The following is a 20,495-nucleotide window of genomic DNA, read 5'->3' on the forward strand; positions in this document are numbered from 1 at the left end:
GGGTGCCATGCAGCAAAGCGCCAGAGTTTCCAGGGCTGTTGCTGCACGAATATTGCGCTTCGCACGCCCTAGTTCGTCGTGGACCCGCCTGATACCGCGCCCGATTCCAGAACCTTATCCGATCCGGACATCTGTCCACTGCCTTTGCGTCGGGCCCGCCGTTTCTCCCGCCACTCGGCCAGATTGGCGATCATCATCAGCGCGGCCGGCGTGACGACAAGGGTGAGCACGGTGGCAAAGCCGAGGCCGAAAACGATGGCCGTCGACAGATGCACCCACCACTGGGTCGAGGGTGCGCCGATGGACACATCCCGCGTCACGAAGTCCAGATTGACGCCGAAAGCGATGGCGAGCACGCCGAGCACCGCTGTCACCGCCGTCAGCACGACCGGGCGTGCGCGCTCACGACAGGTCTCGATGATCGCGTCGTAGGCGTTCATGCCCTCCGCCCGAAGCCGGTCGTAGGTATCGATGAGAACGATATTGTTGTTCACGATGACACCCGCATTCGCGATGATGCCGATGCCGGTCATGACAACGCCGAAGGCCTGGCCCATGACCATGAGCCCGATGAGCACACCGATTGTCGACAGCACCACCGCCGACAGCACCAGGAAAACGCTCGAGAACTTGTTGAACTGGGCAAGCAGGATCGCGAAGATCAGGAACATCGCAGCCGCGAATGCCTTCATAAGAAATGCACCCGCCTTCTCGCGCTCTTCATCCTCACCCTTGAGCTTGAACGAAACGCCCTGGCCAAGATCGGTCTTTGCAAGCTCCTGCATAACGGCCTGCTGCACCGCTGCGGTCTGCACGCCTTCGGCAACGTTTGCGGTCACCGTGACGACGCGGCGCGCGGCAACGCGATTGATAAGGCCGACCTTCTTCTCAGGCTGACGCACCACGAAATTCCCGATCGGCACAGCGCCGGAGGCCGTGTTGACCTGAAGATCATCGAGTTGGTCGAGGCTACGCCTCTCCTCCGGGAAGCGCACGAGAATGTCGACGGACTTGTCGGTGTCGTTGGGCCGATATTCGGCGACCTTCACACCATTGGTCACAAGCTGGACAGCCGTTCCCACAACGGTCGGGTTGGCTCCGAACTTGGCGGCCTCAGCCTTGTCCACCTCGAGCCGCCAGTCGATCCCTGGCAACGGCAGGCCATCGTCGACGTCGCGCGTGTCGGAACGCGCACGCAGGATGGCGGCCGCCTTCTGCGCGGCAGGAAACAGCTTGTCCGGATCGAGCGACGTAATTTGCAGCGTGATGGGCTTGCCGGTGGGGGGGCCAGCCCGGGGCTGGGTGACCTCGATGATCACGCCCGGGATGTCCTTCGTGCGCTCGCGCAACTCCTCCATGATCACATGAGCGGGCCGGCGTTTCTGCCAGTCCACGAATTCGAATTGCACGGTACCGACCGTATCCTCGGTGACTTCGTCGGAGCCGCGCTGTCCTTCGCCGGAGCGGGCGTACACCGTGCCGAGTTCCGGAAGATTGAGCAGGCGCGACTCGACCTCACGTACGAGCTTGTCCTTCTCGGCGATCGAGAGATTGCCGCGAGCGCGCACCTGGACGAGGCCATAATCCGGCTCTACGGAAGGAAAGAACTCGACGCCGTTGCCATAGCGCCCGTACGTCACGACGACGGCGACCAGCAAAGCCACCGCGAGGCCGAGCGTCGATAGCGGATGGCGAAGCGACAGCCGCACAACGCGCATATAGAGCCCGCGATCAGCCACCCGCTCGTCATGCACCTCGCTCGCTCGCCCGAGAATGGCGCCGAGCGTCGGCGTGAAGAACAGTGCCACGACCAGCGATGCCGAGAGGGTCGCGATCAGGGTCAGCGGCATGTACTTCATGAATTCGCCGACGATACCCGGCCAGAAAAGCAGCGGCGAGAAGGCGGCCACGCGCGTCGCTGTCGCGGCGATTACGGGACCCGCCATCCGCTTGGAAGCCATGGAGTAAGCCTCCCGCGCGGGCATTCCGGCTGCCATGCGTCGCTCTGCGAATTCCGAGACGATGATCGCATCGTCCACCAGCATGCCGACCGCCAGGATCAGCGAGAACAGGACGACGATGTTGACGGTCAATCCCGCAAGCTGCAGGCCGAGGATCCCCGCGAGGAAGGACGCAGGGATAGCGATGCCGATGAACAGTGAGGCACGCCCGCCGAGGAACAGCAGCATGATGATGATGACGAGCAGAACGGCGGTAATCACGCTGTTCTGCAATTCATGCAGCATCGACCGAATGTCTTTGGATTTATCCTGCGTGAACGTCACCTGCACCGTTGACGGCCAGGTGGCGTGCAGGGCTTCCACGACCTTCTTCACCGCGTCGACGGTCTCGATGAGGTTGGATCCCGTCCGCTTGACCACTTCGATCGCAATGGCCGACTTGCCATTGACGCGGGTGATCGACACCGCGTCTTTGAAGGTCGGCCGAACTTCTGCGAGGTCGCCGAGTGTCACCACGGCCGAACCCGAGGCCGCGATCGGGAATTTTAGAACATCCTGGGGCTTCTCAATCAAAGCCGGGACCTTCACCGCGAAGCGCCCGGACGTTCCCTCCAGCGCACCGGCCGCCACAAGGCTGTTGCCGGCTGAAAATGACGTGATGAGATCGTTGAGCGAAATGCCGTAGCTCTTCATCAGCATGGGCTCGGCGATGATTTCGACGGCCTCGTCGCGTGCACCACGCAGATCCGCTGTCAATACACCTGGCACCTGCTCGATCGCACTTTTGGCGTCACGGGCGAGGCGCAGCAACGTTCGCTCCGGCACGTCGCCGCCCAACGCCACCACGAGAACCGGGAAGAGGCTGAGATTGACCTCCTGCACCACGGGCTCATCCGCGTCGCGTGGCAGATCGCGCTTCGCCTGATCGACCTTGGCGCGCACATCCGCAAGGGCTGCGTCGGAATTGAAGCCGGCCTCGAACTCCACCAGAACATAGCCGCCCCCCTCATAAGCGGCGGCGCTCATCTCCTTGACGTTGGACACCGATTTCAGCTGCGTCTCGAGCGGCCGCAGGATCAGCCGCTCAGAATCCTCCGGGCTGATACCGCGCTGAGTGACATTGACATAGATGATCGGCACGCGAACATCCGGCTCGGATTCCTTGGGAATGCTGACGTAAGCGGACCAGCCCGCCAGCAGCAGGAACACAAGGATCGAGAGCGTCAGGCGCGCATGCGATATCGCGTAGTCAACGGGATTAGCCATCGGGGTCCTGGAGAATGCTCAGCCCCACCTGAGGCCCGGCACCCGTCCACCTTCTTGATCAGAACAGCGCAGTCCGAGCGGGAAGGTCCCGGACCCATACATCATGTCCGTCCCGTGCCGCGGGATCGGAGCCGACGCTACATCTTGGCGAGCGTTTCAGCCTGGACGGTCTCCACTATCTCGCCTTCCTTCACGAAGTCCTGGCCTTGCACGATGACTGCCGCGCCGTCTGGCACTCCCTTGAGCCAGACCTGATCGCGGCCGTCCTGGACGATGACGACCTCCGAAAACGCGACGACGCCGTTCTTGCCGACCGAGCGAACCCCAAGGCGCCCTTCATTTGAGAAGGTCAGGGCTGATCGCGGCACTTTGGTCGCAGGCACAGGGGCGAGAGCGAGCGTCACCTCGCAGGTCACGCCGTCGGGGATCGTGCCTTTGGGATTGGCGACCTCGACGTCGATCCTGTAGGTGCGGGTCTGCGGGCTCGCCGTCGTGGAGACAAACCGAACCTTGCCTTCAACCTCGCCACCCGAAATCAGGCGCACGGTCGCCTTGTCGCCGACCTTGATGCCCGCCAGCTGGCGTTCAGCGACCTCGACGACTGCCAGCATGGGGTCCATGGAGACCACATCAGCCACCGCCGCGCCGACCTGCAATGCCTGCCCGCTTTCGATCGGGACCGCATTCACGATACCATCGATAGGCGCACGCACCTTGCTCTTGTCTCGCTCTGCCTCAGCTTGGGCGAGGCTCGCCTCGGCAGCGCGCAATTCGGCTTGCAACGACGGCTTCTGCAGCGAGGCCATGTTACCCTGCTCGATGAGCGTGAGCCTGGCTTTCAACTCGGCACGGCGCTGTTCCAGCTTGGCGCTGGCCTGAGCCACGACCGCCTCGCGCGCCTCGTCCGAGAGCACGGCCATCACGTCCCCTGTCTTGACGACGGAACCGCGGCGTACCTTGAGTTCGATGACTGTGCCATTGGCGCGTGCCGCCACCGTCACACGACGATCAGCCTCAGTGCGTCCAGACAGCACGATGCGACGCGCGTGCTTTTCCTCATGGGTTTCCACCACAGACACGCGGAAGCGGGGCACCGCCTTGGCGGCAGCTCCATCGGCCTTCTCCTGCGGCGGGTGCTCACGACCGATGACTCCGGATCCGATCCAGGCTCCAGCTCCAAGAATAACGGCCACGGCGATTATGTGACTTGCTTTCATCGATCTGTCTCAGTGGCCAGAAGAACATCCCCTGATAGGGGATGCGGAACCGCGCCTTGCCCGATGTCACCGCGCAAGACCCCGCCGATAACACACAAAAGAGCTTTGATTTCGTTATCGGCGTCGAAATCCGGAAAAAGGGCGCGCCGCATGAACAACCCACTGCTCATGCTCATGATGAGCCGGGCGGTTGCTGCGGCATCAACGCCTTCAGCCACTTCGCCCCGCTCCCGACCAGCCTCGATCAGGCGCTGGATCCCCTCCATGAGATCGCTATCGAGCGTCGCGTTGGCCGCTGCAATGGCCGGGTTCACGGTGGCTTCCGCCCATATCTGCACGCAGAGAACGGCCTTGGAACGTGGCGCTTCCTCGAAATGCTTGCGCGCCAAAGCCCGCAAGACGACTTCAAGCCGCTCTGTCTGGGCAAAGCTTTCGAAATCTTCGCGCAGCATCGCGCGGTCGCGTTCGACCAGCCCGGTGACGATGGCATCCTTGGACGGGAAATAACGATAGAGATTGCCGGGGCTCATGTTCGCTTCGCGCGCGACGTCCTGCACGGTCGTGCGATGAAACCCCGCCTGCGTGAAGGAGCGCTCCGCAGCATCGAGGATGCGTTCGCGCCTATCGCTGTGATCCAGTTGAATGTCGGACAAAGCGCACCGAGCGAGAATGAACGTTTATTCTCACGAGATGCGCTACGGGCTGCCCGTTGTCAAGAGCGGCGACTCACGCTGGCGCCGACGCGCGGTCAATCGCGCAAAAACGATGAGATGCGACGAACTCCCGTCGCATCCCAGCTGTGATCACTTCAAAGGATTAACGGCTGGCCCGCGAGGTCCCCGAACGATCGAGTATCGCCTGCCATTCAGGCTCAAGCCCGAATTCATGTGCGGACTGAACGGCGAGCGTGTGCGCAAGTCGGGTCCGAGCACGGTTCACCCTGCTCTTGATGGTGCCAAGCGCGCAACCGCAGATTTCCGCCGCCTCTTCGTAGGATAGCCCTGCTCCGCCCACGAGCACCAGTGCCTCTCGCTGATCATCGGGCAGTTCATCGAGAGCCTGGCGGAAATCCCGCAGGTTCATATGTCCATCCTGCGGCGGAGGCGACGCCTGCGTTGCCGCGATGCGGCCCTCCACATCTTCGACCTCGCGGCTGCGCTTGCGATACTCGGAATAGAATACGTTGCGCAAAATCGTGTAGAGCCACGCCACCATGTTCGTTCCTTCGGTGAAGGACGATAGATTGGCCCAGGCGCGGATCAGGGTTTCCTGGACAAGATCGTCGGCCCGCTCGGGGTTTCCGCAGAGGGATATGGCAAAAGCGCGCAGATTGGGGATGGCTTTCAGCAAATCCTGTTTAACGTTTGCACTCGCCTCCATCATTCTTGCCCTTCCCTGCGGTCGAGCTTGTCCAACAGCTCAAGAAAGCGATCTGGTACAGGCTGCTCAAGCGTTGTCCGATAGAGGTCCGAAAGCCGTTCGGCGAATTGAGCGGTGATCCCTTGCAACGCGGGAGAAAGCGCGCCGTCGATGCCACCTAGCGCTCCCGCGCCAGTGACACGCACGCCAAATTCGCCGTCGACTGCGGGATTCTCTTCTCTCACATCGCCACCAAAACGGCCCCCGGGATGCAACTCCTGCGTCTCTTCATCTGCAGAGCGACGCGCCCCCATATTGCTTCACTCCAGTCACTTTCAGCCACCAGAACCAGGAGGCTAACTTCGAACCCGGCGCGAGACCCAGGCCAAACATTCTTCGCTTTTCAGGAACGCGAAGCTTGGCCAATGGTTCCACTGCACACCCATCACTACCGCAGGGAACTTACACGGGCTGCATCACCAAGCAGTTAGACGAAAATAGGAATTTCTCAGCTTTCGCTCCACGCTCCACGGGCCGGGCATACAGCGCGCAGCCAGCGACACACTCAACGTACACACGACAGGGCCCAGGCCATCGAGCGAGGCACCGTACATGAGCGGGAGCGGGACAGAGGCCGCCCCCGACCCAGAAGTATAAGGCGCGTATTGCTGAGCGGAACCTCGAGCAAAGACATTACCGTGCTTGCGAGAACGGGCAGGCCTACGTGATCTAGTGCTCTCCCATATTCGGGAACTTCATTTGAGAGGACACGTTTCTTTCACAAGGCCCGTTCGGCGTGGCGATTATCAGCATCAGGCCGCCGACCCGGGAGTGCATGAAGCACGAGCCGCCAGGGAAAGGCATAATCTTTCTATGCAGAGGAACACACCATGATTAGCTGGGCGATAACATTTCTCATTATCGCGCTCATTGCGGCGGTACTTGGCTTCGGCGGAATTGCCGGAACAGCTATGTCGATTGCACAGATTATTTTCTATGTGGCAATCGTGCTTTTCATTATTTCCGCGATCGTCAGCATCGTGCGCGGACGGCAGTCGCCGCTGTAGATAACGCGCCGCTTGGCGCGGTGGGATCCGGAGCTTTCTCCACCAGCGTTCGAACTGGGGGGGGGGAGCGCCGGATCCCTCTCGTTTGGGCGCTGCCGACACGAGCGCCACATCGTTGTTCGAAGCGAAGGTATGGACGACGCTCAGCCGGCAGTATTGCCGAGATGTCTCCCACTGATCCTGAAGGTCCGCGCCGGCCGGTCTCCGGGAGAAACACCCACACCCTCAACATCATCCAGCGGAATGAGAATAGCCCTCTCCGCGCAATCCTCCGAGGTCACCTCCTGGGCGGACAACTGACGTATATAAGCGCGCGTAAGCCGATTCCGCAGGGGAGATAACTCGACCGCCGTTTCTGCGGGTCGGATAGAGACGGCGAGCCGCAACGTACCGTCCTCGACAAAGGCACCGACCCTTACCTTCATCGGGGCGGACGACTGGGCGGTACCTGCGCGAACCGCGTCGAGGTACGCGGGTAGCATCGCTGCGAGATAAAGGCCGATCCCTATCGCCCGATCGAGGTCGATCCGCGTCGTAACGGGAGGGACCTCCACCACGACGCTGGCGGGTGCGAGATCCGCGGTGCGCCGCAAGCCATCGACGATATCATAGAGAAGCTCCGCCACCGGAGCGTCACCCATCTCCCCATAGCTGTAGCCGACGCGATAGGCCACGGCCATGGCATTCACGTGATCCTCGATGAAGCGCACGTCATCCCGCTCCTTCACCGGGAGGCTCTGCTTATGCAGGCTCAGGAGCGACACGATGACTTGAAAGTTGTTTTTTACGCGGTGGTGCAGTTCCCGCAGCAATCGCTCCTTATCATCAATCGCGGAACTTAGTTCGGTCGCATGATGTGCGATGTTGTCCGCCATATGATTGAAGGCATAGCCGAGCTCACCCAGTTCCCGCGGCGCGCGGCTGAGACGCAGGGCACGGACCGAGTAGCGCCCGCTGCCGTAAACCCGTGTGACACGCTGGAGGTAGACGATCCACTGGATCACAAGACGGTCGACTGCCAGCAACGCACCGACACCCGCTGCCCCCATCATCAAAACGGGCGGCAACAGCGTTACCCAGAGGATATTCTGCTCGGCCGCAAAGAACGCCCTTTCCGGATATCCCACCAGAAGCGCAACCCCGGTGCGCGCCAGCGGCACCTTGAAATAACGAAAGCTGTCGCCGGAGATGGAGGTGCCCTCCGCCGTTGCAGCGTCGAACGGCATTGCGGGCAGCCATCGCTCTGGCAAGCTGTCCGAGCGCCATTCCGCAAGGATCGCTCCATCAGCCCCGAACAGCGCGGCGCCGTGGGCGACGTCCATGAAATGCGCGCTGAGTTCCGCGATAATGCGCTCTCTGGTCAGGAGCACGAGCAGCAGGCTGTCATTGCTCAGGCTGCTCGGCACCGCCGCTAGCAGATAGCCATCGGTGGGAATTTTCAGGCCATTATCGGTCAGGATCTTCTCAGCTTCGCTGGTGTCCAGCCTCTCCAACACGAGAGGGGCGCCCGTCGCCAATCCGGCGGTTATAGTCGCAAGACGTTCTGGCGAGGCGAGACGTGCAAAGGCCTCCTCGGGAACACCGATCGCGCAGGCAATCCGCCCCCGATCGATAACAGCCCCGCCGACATAACTCGGTTGAGCGCCGATGACGGATCCCAGCTCACGGTTGCATGCGGACCGGGACTGAACCACGCCCGTATTGGCATCGAGACCAGCGCTTGCGAGAATCATGTCCCGCAACGATTCGTTGACCTGAAGCGCCATCGCGGCGGCTGCACGCGTCGCATTCGCCACCTTCGCATCGCGAAGGGCGTTCACATTCGTCAGGATCCATACGAACGCAAGGACAACCGCCGGCAGAAGAACAAAGCCGAGGGTGACGACAATCCTGCTGCGAAGACTACGACCGAGGGTCACGGCGGGCCTCGACGTAGCGCGAAGCCGCATCCACAAGGCAGAGGCCCGCGCCCGGCGTCGCGATCGCGAACCGGCCCGCACTTATAAAGGAAGCGGCGGAGGCGCATGTGGGCCTATGTCCATCTTATTTTTTCAGGCTCCTCGCGCCGCCAACAAACATCAGCTGCGCATGCGATACCCCGACAACATACTTCATCCCATGAGAACGAATGCGAGGCTCTGAGCCACAACACCGCAAGCGTTGATATCGATAGATATCACCTATAGACGTCACTTGGGCTTCGTTTTCGCATCCAGATCTTGAAGAAGCTTTAAAAAGCGCTCCGGCGTCGCTTCGTTCAACACATCATCATACATAGACCGCAATTGAAGCCCAATTTGGTCTTGCAGGGAGTGCTTCTCGCCGTCGCCACCTTGTTCAGCCGGAATGGGCGTGCTCGCTGAATGCCCCGGTGCGCTCTCGTCAGCCGGCACGGTCCGCACAACCTGCGGACGCTCCTTCCGGTCCATCAGCACCTCCACTGCATATCAACAACTGCCCACTCGCCAAACCGGGTAGAACCCTGGTGCCGAATTAAACGCAACGGCGCCGCAAAGGTTCCGGACCTTCGGAACTTCTCAATGAAAGCAGCGTTCTGAAATTGGATTGCGCGCCACACTATCCCCTCGCGCTAGCACAAGCATTGCCGTTACACTGATTTTACGTCTCGTGACTCATGATAAGTCTGAACGCAAGGAAAAAGGGTTCGTTCATGTCCCTCTCTCAGGCAATTGCACCACACCTGCCGTATCTGCGCCGTTTCGCACGCGCCCTGTCTGGCACTCAAAGCGGTGGTGATGCCTATGCCGTTGCCACGTTGGAAGCCATCATGGCGGATCCGGCGCAAATCGACGACACGCAGGACCTTCGCGTCGCGCTGTTTCGCATTCTCTTGCAGGTCTGGAAGTCGGTCCCTCTCAACGAAGCGGCCAATCCCACGGCGGCTATGGACATTGAACCCGCGTTGGGTGCCGAGGCGAATGTTCAACGCAGGCTGGAGGCTCTACCCCCCCGTCCCCGTCTCGCCTTCCTTCTCCAGGCCGTTGAGGGTCTTTCAGTTCAGCGCATCGCCGAAACCCTCGATTGCAGCCAGCAAGAAGTCGCCGAGCTTCTGGCGCAGGCCAGCAAGGACATATCCGATCAGCTCGCGACTGATATCCTGATTATTGAAGACGAACCTATCATCGCAATGGATCTGGAGGCTCTCGTGGAAAGCCTCGGCCACCGCGTGACCAATATCGCCCGCACCCACCGCGAGGCGGTCAGCGCCATCGCGACACAAAAGCCTGGCCTTGTGCTAGCTGATATCCAGCTTGCTGATGGCAGCTCCGGAATCGACGCGGTGAACGACATTCTTTCGGAAATCGAGATCCCGGTGATTTTTATCACGGCCTATCCCGAGCGGCTGCTAACCGGCCTCCGCCCCGAACCGACCTTTCTGGTGACCAAGCCGTTCAATGCGGATGCGGTAAAGGCGATCATCAGCCAAGCACTCTTTTTCGACAGGCGCTCCCATCGCGCCGATGCCGTAGCCGCCCATGGATGACTGAGAGAGGATCCGGCACGGCCGGATCCTCACCTCGCCTGGCAAACAGCTCGCCCCCGGATTGCTCCGGGGGCGAGTAGCTTTCGGCAGGTAGCCAAGATCAATCCAGAAGTCTGCTCAACCCCGGAATGCCGCGCTGAGAAAGATCGGTTATTTCCTTTTATCGAGGAGCCTTCCGCCGACGAAGCCCGCCAATGCCGCGACCAACGTCAACTGGAACGGGGACAATGACTTGACGATGTCTTGCGTGCCCAGGAGTGCGAGTTCCTCGGGTGTTAGACCGCCCCTCGGCCGAGATTGACTCGCGCCCGTAAGCCCGACCTCCGCGGCAGCCCCTACTCTTATGCCCTGCGATAGGGCGCCTCTGGCCGGGGCGCGGGAGCGGCGGTTGAGCAAGATCCGCAGCCCGAGAACAACGATGGCGGCGACAAGAAACGCCCCCGCCATGATTGCAGTCGCAAGGATGTACCCATAATGCAGGCTCAGCCAATGGGTCGCGGAGATCGCGCCGAAGATAAACGCAATCACCACAAGGACCCCGACCAAAACCAGCAACACGATGTCGATGATGGTACGGCGCGCGGCCTCCTGAATCGGCGCGACCGCTCCAGCAGCGAATTGCCTGAGGAGCCCTATCATTACTTGCGGCTCAGAAGGCCCAACACCAGGCCGATGCCACCGGCGATCAGCACAGCCGTCAGGGGATTGCGCTCAATGTTCGATTCGAGCTCGGAGGCGGCAGTACGCACGCCGTGCTGCGCGTCCGATGCCATTTGGCGTCCAGTCCGGGCCACGTCGTCTGCAACAGAAGTCACTCGGCCAGCGACCGCTTCAGCTGCCCGGCCCACCGAGGTCCTCAACTGAGCCGCGGCATGGTCCGTCTCTCGCTGGACAAGCTGCGCGATGCTCGCGGACAACTGCGTGATATCCTCGCGGAGCCTGGCAATGTCGGCGGCATAGTCCCCTTCAGTCGGCTTGGTGACCATTAAGCTACTCCTTAGCAAGAATTCATATTCTTATGCTCACACCACCCGAGATCAACGCGGAAGCGCAAACGTAGTGAAGATCGGAATTTTTTCGACTGTTCACCTACTGCCGGCGTCTGCAAGAGTGGAGCGAACGGTTAGGCGCGGCCCTTAATTCTTGCCGAAAGGCCCCGCCCCTTCCCTCGTCAAACAATAAAGCGGCGCTCCCAGATCGGCCTAGTTGGTCTTCTTGAGCCAATCGTCGATCTGCCGCTCGGCTTCGTCCTTTGCGACGCCATAGCGCTCTTGCAGCTTGCCGGCGAGTTCCGTGCGCTTACCCTGGACGACGTCCAGATCATCGTTGGTCAGCTTGCCCCACTGCTGCTGCACATTGCCCTTGAACTGCTTCCAGTTACCTTCGATGCGATCCCAGTTCATATGGTGCTCCTCCAGAGTGGCGGCCAAGAGAGGAACGAGCCGAACCCGGGTAAGTTCCACGCTTCAATCGCAACCTGGGCCGGCAGCCGGCTTTGCCGGATTGGCGCTGGAACGGAGTGCTCCGAAGGTTCTGAGAGAAGACGGCGGAAAACCGCGCTCCCCTTCAATGTTGAGATAACTTTCAGCGACCGGCCGCTGACTTGGCAGAGGGCGCTACAGGATCACTCCCCTGCGACGTGTCGTCCTCGTCTGCGGCTCGGGCCTTCTGGGCGGGCGACTTCTTCGACCCGCTCTTTGCGGAGGCAGCGTTCTTGGGCGAGGTCTTGCCCGCGGCAGGTTGGGCCTTTGTCTTGGCGGCTGGCTTCTTGGCGGCTGGCTTTTTGGCAGCGGTCTTTTTGGCGGCAACCTTGCTCCCGCCCTTCTTGCCACCCCCAGCTTCCCGGCGGGCTTTCAGCAGGGTGAGCGCTTCCTCGAGCGTCACCGCGTCGCTCTCGGTACCTTTTGGCAAGGTCGCATTTGTCTCGCCATCGGTTACATATGGCCCATAGCGACCGGCCTTGACGACAACGGGCTTCCCGCTCTCGGGATCATCCCCGAGTGGACGGCCCGGGTCGCTCGAGCCTCTGCGGCCGCCGCCCTGCTCCTTGGCGACGATGAGATCGATGGCGCGGTTGGCACCGATCTCCAGCACATCGTCGTCGCGGCCAATATTGGCGTAGGTCTTCTCATGCTGCACATAAGGGCCGAAACGGCCGATATTGGCCAGGATCGGCTTGCCCGTCTCGGGATGCGTTGCCACCTCCCGCGGTAGCGAAAGGAGCTTCAATGCCATTTCGAGGCTCACGACGTCAGGCGCAGTTCCCTTCGGAAGCGTCTGCCGTTTCGGCTTCTCGCCCTCGCCTAGCTGCACATAGGGGCCGTATCGGCCGTCACGTAGGGTGACTTCAAGGTCAGTGGCCGGATCGCGGCCGAGCACCTTCGGGCCCCCGCCGGCCTCGCCGGCACCCTCTGCGTCGCCGTTGCCACCTGCGGCCAGCTGGCGAGTATAGCGACATTCCGGGTAGTTCGAGCAACCAATGAACGAGCCGAACTTGCCAAGCTTGAGCGACAGCCGGCCCACTCCGCAGGAGGGGCACATGCGTGGATCGCCGCCGTCGGCGCGTGGCGGGAAAATATGCGGCCCGAGTTCCTCATTGAGGGCGTCGAGCACCTCTGTCATGCGCAGGCTCTTGGTCTCATCCACTGCCACGATGAAGTCGCGCCAGAAATCCCGGAGCACCGCCTTCCAGTCGATCTCATGGTTGGAGACCTTGTCGAGCTTCTCCTCAAGATCCGCGGTGAAGTCGTACTCCACATAACGGCGGAAGAAGCTTTCGAGGAAGGCGGTGACGATGCGCCCCTTGTCGTCGGGCACCAGGCGCTTCTTGTCGAGGCTGACATATTCGCGGTCGCGCAGCACCGCGAGTACGGCGGCATAGGTGGAGGGCCGGCCGATGCCGAGCTCTTCCATGCGCTTGACGAGGCTCGCCTCGGTGAAGCGCGGCGGCGGCTCCGTGAAATGCTGAGTGGCGCGGATCTCGCGCTTTTCGAGATTTTCACCGGCTTTCATCGCCGGCAGTCGGCCGCCGTCCTCGTCGGCCTCGTCGTCCTTGCCCTCCTGATAGAGCTTCAGGAAGCCATCAAAGACCACGACCTGGCCGGTCGCGCGCAGATCCAGCACGCGCGAGCCGACACGCGCTGCGATATCAACGGTTGTGCGTTCGAAAGTCGCCGACTCCATCTGGCTGGCGATCGTGCGGGTCCAGATCAGCTCATAGAGGCGGGCTTGGTCTGCATCGAGATAACGCAGCACATCCGCCGGCAAGCGCGAAAGATCGGTGGGACGCACGGCCTCATGCGCTTCCTGTGCATTCTTGGCCTTCACGCTGTACTTGCGGGGCTGCGGCGGCACATAGCGATCGCCAAATTCATTGCCGATGACGCTGCGGGCGGATGTGATGGCTTCCGGCGCCATATCGACGCCATCGGTTCGCATATAGGTGATGAGACCGACCGTTTCGCCGCCGATTTCGACACCCTCGTACAGCTTCTGCGCGATCTGCATGGTCCGCGCCGGTGCAAGCCCCAGCTTTCGCGAGGCCTCCTGTTGCAGGGTGGAGGTAGTGAAGGGCGGCTGCGGATGGCGCTTGGCGGGCTTCGCCTCCACGCTGACGACCTGGAACGTCGCCGCTTCGAGATCACGCTTGAAGGCTGCGGCTTCTTCGCCCTTGCCGATATCGAGCCGGCTTATCTTCTGCCCATCGGCACCCACAAGGCGCGCCTCGAAGGTCGCTCCATGCGTCGTCGCGAGCAGGGCAATAAGGGACCAATACTCGCGTGGAACGAAGGTTTCGATCTCGCGCTCGCGGTCACAGACCAGCCTGAGCGCGACTGATTGCACTCGACCCGCGGAACGGGCGCCCGGCAGCTTGCGCCAGAGCACTGGTGACAGGGTAAAGCCGACGAGATAGTCGAGCGCCCGGCGCGCGAGATAGGCGTCGACCAGCGCCTGGTCGATTTGCCGGGGATGCGCCATCGCGTCCAGAACAGCATCCTTGGTGATCGCGTTGAAGGTCACGCGTTCGACCGGAATGCCACGCAGAGCCTTTTTTTCGCCGAGCGCCTCCACCACGTGCCAGGAAATAGCCTCGCCTTCGCGATCGGGGTCGGTGGCGAGGATCAGCTTGTCAGCCCCTTTCACGGCGCGCACGATCTCGGACATGCGCTTGGCGCCGCGATCCTCGAGCTCCCATACCATCGCGAAATCGGCGTCAGGATCAACCGAACCGTCCTTGGCGGGCAAATCGCGGATATGCCCAAAGGATGCCAGAACCTCGTAGCCACTACCCAGATACTTATTGATTGTCTTGGCTTTGGCCGGAGATTCGACGACAACGACCTTCATGAATAAGAGTCCTTGGCAAAGACAGATGTTGAAACGCACCCCGGCGGGGACTGGACAGCGATTGGTCCTAAGTGGGTGAAACGGCCCTACAAGTCAAATTCCACAGAGACGCGCCAGGTCAAAAAAAGCTCCGAAAATCGGCAGAACGTACGCTCTCCCTTGCCAAGCGTTACGATATTTCTTCAACGGCCCGCCCGCCCCGCGGCGCTGTCCCTCAATGCGGCTGCCCGTAACGCTGCGGCTACCGGCATTGACGCGGGCGAGCCCGTCACTACCCTGAGGGCTCACACGCACCCGAGGGAACCACGGTCCATGGCAGACAGCAAGCAGCCCGCGCCGATCGTCCGGCAACAGTCGCCGCTGAATGTCGAGTATCCCTTCTCCCGGTTGTCAGACTGGCTCATCCCCAGCGATCAGTTCTATATCCGAAACCATTTCCGCATGCCGGATTTGGCTGCGGCAGACTGGCGCCTCGCAGTGACAGGGGCAATCGACACGCCGCTGTCGCTCGATCTCAACGCGCTGAAGGCCTTGCCGAAAGCGGAATTCGCGGCCGTGATGGAATGCGCGGGCAATGGCCGCGTCTTTTATGAACCCGCCAAGGAGGGGCTGCAGTGGCAGGACGGTGCCGTGGGCAATGCACTCTGGTCGGGCGTGCTGCTACGGGATGTCCTGGCGCACGCAGGCGTCCGGACGAGCGCGGTCGAGGTGGTCCTCGTTGGCGCGGACCGCGGGTTGGTCGACGCCGGCAAGAAGACCGCCTCACCTGGCGAGATCGCCTTCTCACGCAGCCTGCCCATAACCAAGGCCCTCTCAGACAGTGTCCTCCTCGCCTATGCGATGAACGACCAACCGCTCATGCCGGAACACGGCTTCCCACTGCGAGCGGCGGTCGGGGGCTGGTATGGCATGGCCTGGATCAAGTGGCTCGTCGAGATCCACGTGGTCGAGCGACCCTTCACCGGCTACTGGCAGACGCGCGACTACATCCAATGGGAGCGGACACTTGGCGAGCCCATGGTCGCACCCCTGACGACCATGAACGTCAAGTCGCAGATCGCGCAGCCCATCAATGGCGCGGTTGTGGAAGCGGGCCGCCCGTTGCGCATTCATGGAGCAGCGTGGGCGGGTGAGCATGGCCTCGGAATCGTCGAGGTCGCGACCGGCGACAACCCGGCGTGGCAGGGCGCGACCCTCATTGGTCCGGCCACGCCGCACGGCTGGCGCTTGTGGGAATTCATCTGGACGCCGCCTGCCCCCGGCCGCTACCACATCAGGTCACGGGCCACGGATACTCTCGGCAATCGCCAACCCGAGGTCCCTCAGCCTGACCGCGAGAGCTATGCAGCCAACTGGGTCATCCCGGTCATGATTGAAGCGACGACCGGCCCCGAGGAGCCGGCCGACAATTTCGTGATCTGAGGGCAGGACGCGCAGACAGCGTCGCGCGCGATGCCGCGCCATAGGAGCTTACTCAGGCGCAAGCCTTACATCGTGGGGGCCATGCCGCCCTTGGGTGGCGCCGCCAATGAGAACACCACGCCCTGGGGGTCGAGCGCCTGTGCGATCCACGATCCTCCAGGCACCTCCATCGGCCCATTGATAACCTGCCCGCCGCCCGCCTTGATCCTGTCGATGGCTTCGTCGATGTCTTCGACGTTGAAGTAGAAGGTCCAGAAGGGGGCAGGCACGGCTGGGGGCTTGTCCATCATCCCGCCGACAGCATTGCTGCCGTAGGCGAAGAGCTGGTAGATTCCCATGGGGCCCATATCGAGGCTCTCATCCTTCGTCCAACCGAATAGGCTGGAATAGAAAGCGAGGGCCGCCTTGTGATCGGTGGTCATCAGCTCATGCCAGCCCACATGGCCGTTGGCCCCCGGCGCCGCATCCGGCTGGTCCTCCCCCTGGCCCTTGAACAGCGTGAAAACCGCACCTTGGGGATCCGCGACGACGGCAAACCGCCCAACCTCCGGAATGTCCTCCGGAGCACGGTAGATCTTGCCGCCAGCTTTCGCGACGGCGTCCGCCTTGGCATCAACATCCTCGACGCCGATGTAACCCATCCATCCCGGCTTGGCGCCGGCATCGCAGGCATCCTGCGGCAGAGTCATCAGGCCACCGATCGGCTGCTCGCCCACATGGAGGATGGTGTATGGAAAATCGACCATCCCGGAATCCTGCATCGTCCATCCTACGACGCTCTTGTAAAACGCCTCGGCAGCCCCCTTGTCGCTGGTGGCCAGCTCATACCACACGAACTTGCCTTGTGGCCCCGCCATCGCATGTCCTCCCATTTGCAAAACGCTTCAGAACAGCGGAAATCACGCCTTTCGGCGATAATGCATTGTCATCACCGGCTTCCACGTCCCATCCTCGGCGAGAAAGCGGGATGACAGCGTACGGTTGTTATCGTCTTCAATTGTGATGATATCCTGATAGCGCGTGCTCTTGGTGGGGTCCTCGAACGCCGGCCCCACCGTATCGAGCGTCAGGATCTTGCCTGTCGGGTCGAGCGTGCCCTCATAGACCCAAAGATGTGTCATCATCGAGCCGATCCAGGTTCCGACATAACGCTGCTTGGCTGGATCGTAACCAAGAGTCAGCTGGTTTGTGCCTGCTCCACCGCCTGGCATCTCGCCGCTCCCCTCCGAAATCAGCCAGACGCCATGGAGCATGCGCGCCGTTTCGGACCAAGGCTCAGGTGGCGCCCCGGATGAAGCCTCCGAGCCGTCGTCACAGGAGGGCATGGATACTGTCCACTCACCGACAAGTTGCTCGAGCCAGCGATGTTCTTTCTGAGGTTCGACTTTCATGAAAGTGCTCATCCTTGTGAATGACAACAGATGGACTGCGATTGATCCTGATATTCATCGTGACGGCGCACGAAATCCATTACGGTCTTCTCATTGCGTCCCTTCGGCGCCCGATCGAGCACCATCATGGCGCCCAGGAGCTCCTCAAGGCCCCGCGCGTAGCCGGAATAAGTATGGAACACATCTCCGGCTTCGTTTCTCGTGAAAGCGCTCAACCCGTGGAGTTCATTCAGATCCCCGAACGGTGGCATCATACCGAAATTATAGAATATACTGCCGCTGGCGAGCTCTTCCGGCGAAAAGGATACATGAAAATCGAAGTTGAAGTCATTACCATAGGATGAAACCCATGGCAGCTGCCAACCCATTCGCTGCTTGTAAGCCTGCAGCTTCTGAAGCGGAGCCCGCGACACAAGCGTCAAGGTGACGTCATGATGCTCCAGATGGGGCAAGGCGCCATCGAGATGATCTGCGAGGAATGAACAGCTTGGACAGCCGGCTTCCCAGTCCGGTCCGAACATGAAATGATAGATCACGAGCTGGCTGCGCCCGGCGAACAGTTCCCCCAGATCCCTCGGCCCACCCGGCGTATCGAAGACATAGGCCTTCTCGACCTTCGTCCAGGGCAGGGCCAGCCGCGCGGCGTTCACCGCATCGCGCAGCCGCGTCATTTCCTTTTCCTTCTCCAACAGGGCCTTGAGCGCGGTGAGCCATTCGTCGCGCGACACGACAGGATTGCCTTGCATTGCGGCCTCCTTGCAGCAGATATGAGCTTATGGCTTGACAATTACGTTGATATCAACATTATTAAGCCATGTCAAAGCACGTCGAGATACCTTTTGAAACGACTATTCTGGTGCGAGATACGTGCCTGTGCCTCCATGTGCAGCGCGCAGCCCGCGCATTGGCGCGGCGTTTCGACGAGGCGCTCCGGCCTCTTGGGCTGACGAACGGGCAGTTTTCATTGCTGATGTCGCTCAATCGGCCACATCCACCGGCAATCGGTTCAGTGGCTTCACTGCTGGCGATGGACAGGACGACGCTGACGGCTGCCCTGAAGCCCCTCGAACGGCGCGACCTTATCACGATTGCCCCGGACCCTAAGGATAAGCGCAGCCGCCTCCTGTCTCTGACAGCCGGTGGCAAGGCCTTGCTGGCGGAAGCAGTCCCGATCTGGAAACGCGAACATGCCGTTGTTGATGCCTTGCTCGGCCCCGGCGGCCCTGCACGTATTCGCCACGACCTAGCCCGAATTGCCTGATGGCATCGTTATACCTTGCATCCACGGGATGGACCTAGGCGAGGACGGTCTGCGGTTCCCAAGTGCTGCTCTGACGAGCAGGGGTGTGGAAATCCGCGCGCCTCTCCCTGGGTGAGCTCGCCTGATATCTCTTGGGCACAGTTCAACGCTCACAGATCACCGTAACGAGAATGACCGGATACACATATCTGGCCAAGCATGGAAGGAAACCTCATGATCAAGAGCATATTTGTGAATGTACCTGTCAAGAATCTTGATTCATCAATCTCATTTTTCAAGTCACTAGGCTTCACGTTTAACGCTCAATTCACGGATGAGACCGCCTCCTGCATGGTCATGAGCGATACCATCTATGCAATGCTATTGACGGAAGCGAAGTTCAAGGAATTCACCCCACGCAATATCTGTGACACGTCGAAGGATGCCGAGGTCCTGATCGCCCTATCCCTGGAAAGCCGCGAAGCTGTCGACGCTTTAGTGAGCAAGGCGGTCGCCGCGGGTGGGAAGACCTATAGCGAACCGAAAGACTACGGCTTCATGTACCAGCATGCTTTCCAGGACCTTGATGGTCACGCCTGGGAAATCTTCTATATGGATCCGAGCTTCGTCCAGCCCACCTGAGACGTCTTCTTTATCCCACCGATGTCTCGACTGCCGCAAGGCCGCCTGCAGCAGCCTTGCGGCATGCTTCACACCGAGAAGCGCTTGGCGTAATCGTCCTCGACACCCTCGAAGAGCTGCCAGAATGACGGCGGGGTCAGTCCGGCCAGCCTGTGCGCCAATACGGCCAGGTGCGGCTGCCAGCCGCCGGACACATTGACCATGTCCTTGATCGCGCCGAGACGACTGTGCGTCAGGACGAGCCGCACCTTGTCCCCGATCTGCGAGAGCTCGAACCGAACCTCCGACTTGTCCTCAATGCCATCACCCCACGTGAAGGCAAGGACATGCGGTGGCTCGAAACAGATCATGCGATGGGGGCTGTCAATGCCACCTTCATATTCCTTGAAGCGGGCCGGCGTTTCCTGCTTGTGCGGCGACAGCGACATATGATCGAAGCGGATCGTGAAAATCGCGCCGGCTGCGCTGGGCATCGCGCCAGAAGCCAGCCATTGGCCGCGTTTGTCCGACTCGGTGAGATAAGCCCAGACTCGCTCGATAGGGCCAGGCAAGAGCCGCTCGAAACGAACCGTATGCGCATCAATCTTCTCGCCGGGCCGCTCGTCGAGTTGGAAGAGCCCTGCGAGGCTGTCGAACATCAAGGTCCAGCCGTGAGCGGTTCCTCCTTCAGCAGCGTCACCTTCCTTGGCGATTTCCTTCGCGATGTCGTCCCCTTCCTGGGTGAAAACCATGCGCGCGCGGTCACCATCTGCTTCGATTTCAACAGTTATCAGATCGCTATTGCGTGAGAACTGAGGCATTGCAAAGGTAAAGGCGAGTCTGTGGGGCGCGTCGACCTCAGTATACTCACCGACCGCCGTGTAATCCTCGCCGCCTCGCCGGTCGGTAACCGTCCAGTGGCCGCCGACACGCACATCCAGCTTGTGGTTGTTCCTCTCGCTTTGAGGGGAGGTGAAAAGCCAGCGCCGGGCCAGCGAGGGCTCGGTCCATGCGGCGTACAGGGCTTCAGGTGACGTGTTGAATGTTCGCACGAGGCGGAGTTTACGAGGCCCGGAAGTCACTGTGCGTCTCCCTCTTC

General features: G+C 61.1%; 20 protein-coding genes. 5 read left to right on the forward strand and 15 right to left on the reverse strand.

The annotated features are described in order from the left end of the window. Window positions 1-68 precede the first annotated feature (68 nt). The 5 genes from KIO76_RS02340 to KIO76_RS02360 form a co-directional block, all read right to left on the reverse strand. Window positions 69-3,227 carry an efflux RND transporter permease subunit gene (locus tag KIO76_RS02340; RefSeq protein ID WP_213321279.1) on the reverse strand — a complete coding sequence of 1,053 codons (3,159 nt, stop codon included), beginning with the start codon at window positions 3,225-3,227 and terminating at the stop codon, window positions 69-71. A 137-nt stretch (window positions 3,228-3,364) separates the two neighbouring features. Next, entirely contained in the window at window positions 3,365-4,444 is a 1,080-nt protein-coding gene (locus KIO76_RS02345) for an efflux RND transporter periplasmic adaptor subunit (protein ID WP_213321280.1), read from the reverse strand. Beyond that, on the reverse strand, window positions 4,441-5,097 hold the full coding sequence (locus KIO76_RS02350) for a TetR/AcrR family transcriptional regulator (RefSeq protein WP_249729450.1): 657 nt from the start codon (window positions 5,095-5,097) through the stop codon (window positions 4,441-4,443). The genes KIO76_RS02345 and KIO76_RS02350 overlap by 4 nt, the downstream gene beginning before the upstream one ends. Before the next feature lie 163 nt (window positions 5,098-5,260). Further along, entirely contained in the window at window positions 5,261-5,824 is a 564-nt protein-coding gene (locus tag KIO76_RS02355; RefSeq protein ID WP_213324965.1) for a sigma-70 family RNA polymerase sigma factor, read from the reverse strand. Then, complete coding sequence (locus KIO76_RS02360; RefSeq protein WP_213321281.1) at window positions 5,824-6,117, reverse strand: NepR family anti-sigma factor; 294 nt, start codon at window positions 6,115-6,117, stop codon at window positions 5,824-5,826. The genes KIO76_RS02355 and KIO76_RS02360 overlap by 1 nt, the downstream gene beginning before the upstream one ends. 576 nt (window positions 6,118-6,693) lie before the next feature. Here KIO76_RS02360 and KIO76_RS02365 point away from each other — a divergent pair. Beyond that, on the forward strand, window positions 6,694-6,870 hold the full coding sequence (locus KIO76_RS02365; RefSeq protein WP_213321282.1) for a DUF1328 domain-containing protein: 177 nt from the start codon (window positions 6,694-6,696) through the stop codon (window positions 6,868-6,870). A gap of 143 nt (window positions 6,871-7,013) precedes the next feature. On the opposite strand, the gene KIO76_RS31520 is transcribed toward KIO76_RS02365, so the two are convergent. Next, the gene (locus tag KIO76_RS31520; protein WP_213321283.1) at window positions 7,014-8,789 is read right to left on the reverse strand and encodes a histidine kinase dimerization/phosphoacceptor domain -containing protein; all 1,776 of its coding nucleotides are present in this window, start codon (window positions 8,787-8,789) and stop codon (window positions 7,014-7,016) included. A gap of 270 nt (window positions 8,790-9,059) precedes the next feature. Next, on the reverse strand, window positions 9,060-9,299 hold the full coding sequence (locus KIO76_RS02375; protein WP_213321284.1) for a NepR family anti-sigma factor: 240 nt from the start codon (window positions 9,297-9,299) through the stop codon (window positions 9,060-9,062). A 242-nt stretch (window positions 9,300-9,541) separates the two neighbouring features. Between KIO76_RS02375 and KIO76_RS02380 the strand changes: the two genes are divergently transcribed. Then, entirely contained in the window at window positions 9,542-10,375 is an 834-nt protein-coding gene (locus KIO76_RS02380) for a response regulator (RefSeq protein WP_213321285.1), read from the forward strand. A 150-nt stretch (window positions 10,376-10,525) separates the two neighbouring features. Here KIO76_RS02380 and KIO76_RS02385 read toward each other — a convergent pair whose 3' ends face one another. The 4 genes from KIO76_RS02385 to topA form a co-directional block, all read right to left on the reverse strand. Next, complete coding sequence (locus KIO76_RS02385; protein WP_213321286.1) at window positions 10,526-11,014, reverse strand: hypothetical protein; 489 nt, start codon at window positions 11,012-11,014, stop codon at window positions 10,526-10,528. Beyond that, complete coding sequence (locus KIO76_RS02390; RefSeq protein ID WP_213321287.1) at window positions 11,014-11,361, reverse strand: hypothetical protein; 348 nt, start codon at window positions 11,359-11,361, stop codon at window positions 11,014-11,016. Before KIO76_RS02390 ends, KIO76_RS02385 begins: the two co-directional genes overlap by 1 nt. A gap of 216 nt (window positions 11,362-11,577) precedes the next feature. Beyond that, window positions 11,578-11,778 (reverse strand): CsbD family protein, encoded by a 201-nt coding sequence (locus tag KIO76_RS02395; protein WP_213321288.1) that lies wholly within the window; start codon window positions 11,776-11,778, stop codon window positions 11,578-11,580. A 181-nt stretch (window positions 11,779-11,959) separates the two neighbouring features. Further along, window positions 11,960-14,722 carry a type I DNA topoisomerase gene (gene topA / locus KIO76_RS02400; RefSeq protein WP_213321289.1) on the reverse strand — a complete coding sequence of 921 codons (2,763 nt, stop codon included), beginning with the start codon at window positions 14,720-14,722 and terminating at the stop codon, window positions 11,960-11,962. Window positions 14,723-15,034: 312 nt separating this feature from the next. On the opposite strand from topA, the gene KIO76_RS02405 reads away from it, so the two are divergent. After that, window positions 15,035-16,144 carry a sulfite oxidase gene (locus tag KIO76_RS02405; protein ID WP_213321290.1) on the forward strand — a complete coding sequence of 370 codons (1,110 nt, stop codon included), beginning with the start codon at window positions 15,035-15,037 and terminating at the stop codon, window positions 16,142-16,144. A 65-nt stretch (window positions 16,145-16,209) separates the two neighbouring features. Here the strand turns inward: KIO76_RS02405 and KIO76_RS02410 are convergent, their stop codons facing one another. Genes KIO76_RS02410 through KIO76_RS02420 form a run of 3 tightly spaced genes read right to left on the reverse strand, consistent with a single transcriptional unit; the run spans window position 16,210 to window position 18,281 of the window. After that, complete coding sequence (locus tag KIO76_RS02410) at window positions 16,210-17,001, reverse strand: VOC family protein (protein ID WP_213321291.1); 792 nt, start codon at window positions 16,999-17,001, stop codon at window positions 16,210-16,212. Between the two features lie 42 nt (window positions 17,002-17,043). Beyond that, window positions 17,044-17,535 (reverse strand): DUF1579 domain-containing protein, encoded by a 492-nt coding sequence (locus KIO76_RS02415; protein ID WP_213321292.1) that lies wholly within the window; start codon window positions 17,533-17,535, stop codon window positions 17,044-17,046. Between the two features lie 8 nt (window positions 17,536-17,543). Next, window positions 17,544-18,281: a DUF899 domain-containing protein gene (locus tag KIO76_RS02420; protein WP_213321293.1), complete on the reverse strand. Its 738-nt coding sequence runs from the start codon at window positions 18,279-18,281 to the stop codon at window positions 17,544-17,546. A 68-nt stretch (window positions 18,282-18,349) separates the two neighbouring features. On the opposite strand from KIO76_RS02420, the gene KIO76_RS02425 reads away from it, so the two are divergent. Continuing rightward, on the forward strand, window positions 18,350-18,796 hold the full coding sequence (locus tag KIO76_RS02425) for a MarR family winged helix-turn-helix transcriptional regulator (protein ID WP_213321294.1): 447 nt from the start codon (window positions 18,350-18,352) through the stop codon (window positions 18,794-18,796). Window positions 18,797-19,012: 216 nt separating this feature from the next. After that, window positions 19,013-19,417, forward strand: coding sequence for a VOC family protein (locus KIO76_RS02430; RefSeq protein ID WP_213324966.1), 405 nt, complete (start codon window positions 19,013-19,015; stop codon window positions 19,415-19,417). A 68-nt stretch (window positions 19,418-19,485) separates the two neighbouring features. Here the strand turns inward: KIO76_RS02430 and KIO76_RS31525 are convergent, their stop codons facing one another. Then, a complete protein-coding gene (locus KIO76_RS31525) occupies window positions 19,486-20,478 on the reverse strand; it encodes an SRPBCC domain-containing protein (protein ID WP_213321295.1) in 993 nt (330 codons plus the stop codon). Window positions 20,479-20,495 lie beyond the last annotated feature (17 nt).

It is taken from the genome of Chelatococcus sp. YT9 (assembly GCF_018398315.1).
Classification (GTDB): domain Bacteria; phylum Pseudomonadota; class Alphaproteobacteria; order Rhizobiales; family Beijerinckiaceae; genus Chelatococcus.

Bases quoted from the DNA above. Each gene is read 5' to 3' on its own strand.
- KIO76_RS02345 (WP_213321280.1), bottom strand. From the start codon at position 4,444: ATGAAAGCAAGTCACATAATCGCCGTGGCCGTTATTCTTGGAGCTGGA.
- KIO76_RS02420 (WP_213321293.1), bottom strand. From the start codon at position 18,281: ATGCAAGGCAATCCTGTCGTGTCGCGCGACGAATGGCTCACCGCGCTC.
- KIO76_RS02405 (WP_213321290.1), top strand. From the start codon at position 15,035: ATGGCAGACAGCAAGCAGCCCGCGCCGATCGTCCGGCAACAGTCGCCG.
- KIO76_RS02395 (WP_213321288.1), bottom strand. From the start codon at position 11,778: ATGAACTGGGATCGCATCGAAGGTAACTGGAAGCAGTTCAAGGGCAAT.
- KIO76_RS02375 (WP_213321284.1), bottom strand. From the start codon at position 9,299: ATGGACCGGAAGGAGCGTCCGCAGGTTGTGCGGACCGTGCCGGCTGAC.
- KIO76_RS02385 (WP_213321286.1), bottom strand. From the start codon at position 11,014: ATGATAGGGCTCCTCAGGCAATTCGCTGCTGGAGCGGTCGCGCCGATT.
- KIO76_RS02355 (WP_213324965.1), bottom strand. From the start codon at position 5,824: ATGGAGGCGAGTGCAAACGTTAAACAGGATTTGCTGAAAGCCATCCCC.
- KIO76_RS02410 (WP_213321291.1), bottom strand. From the start codon at position 17,001: ATGGCGGGGCCACAAGGCAAGTTCGTGTGGTATGAGCTGGCCACCAGC.
- KIO76_RS02425 (WP_213321294.1), top strand. From the start codon at position 18,350: ATGTCAAAGCACGTCGAGATACCTTTTGAAACGACTATTCTGGTGCGA.
- KIO76_RS02365 (WP_213321282.1), top strand. From the start codon at position 6,694: ATGATTAGCTGGGCGATAACATTTCTCATTATCGCGCTCATTGCGGCG.
- KIO76_RS02380 (WP_213321285.1), top strand. From the start codon at position 9,542: ATGTCCCTCTCTCAGGCAATTGCACCACACCTGCCGTATCTGCGCCGT.
- KIO76_RS02390 (WP_213321287.1), bottom strand. From the start codon at position 11,361: ATGGTCACCAAGCCGACTGAAGGGGACTATGCCGCCGACATTGCCAGG.
- KIO76_RS02340 (WP_213321279.1), bottom strand. From the start codon at position 3,227: ATGGCTAATCCCGTTGACTACGCGATATCGCATGCGCGCCTGACGCTC.
- KIO76_RS02415 (WP_213321292.1), bottom strand. From the start codon at position 17,535: ATGAAAGTCGAACCTCAGAAAGAACATCGCTGGCTCGAGCAACTTGTC.
- KIO76_RS02360 (WP_213321281.1), bottom strand. From the start codon at position 6,117: ATGGGGGCGCGTCGCTCTGCAGATGAAGAGACGCAGGAGTTGCATCCC.
- topA (WP_213321289.1), bottom strand. From the start codon at position 14,722: ATGAAGGTCGTTGTCGTCGAATCTCCGGCCAAAGCCAAGACAATCAAT.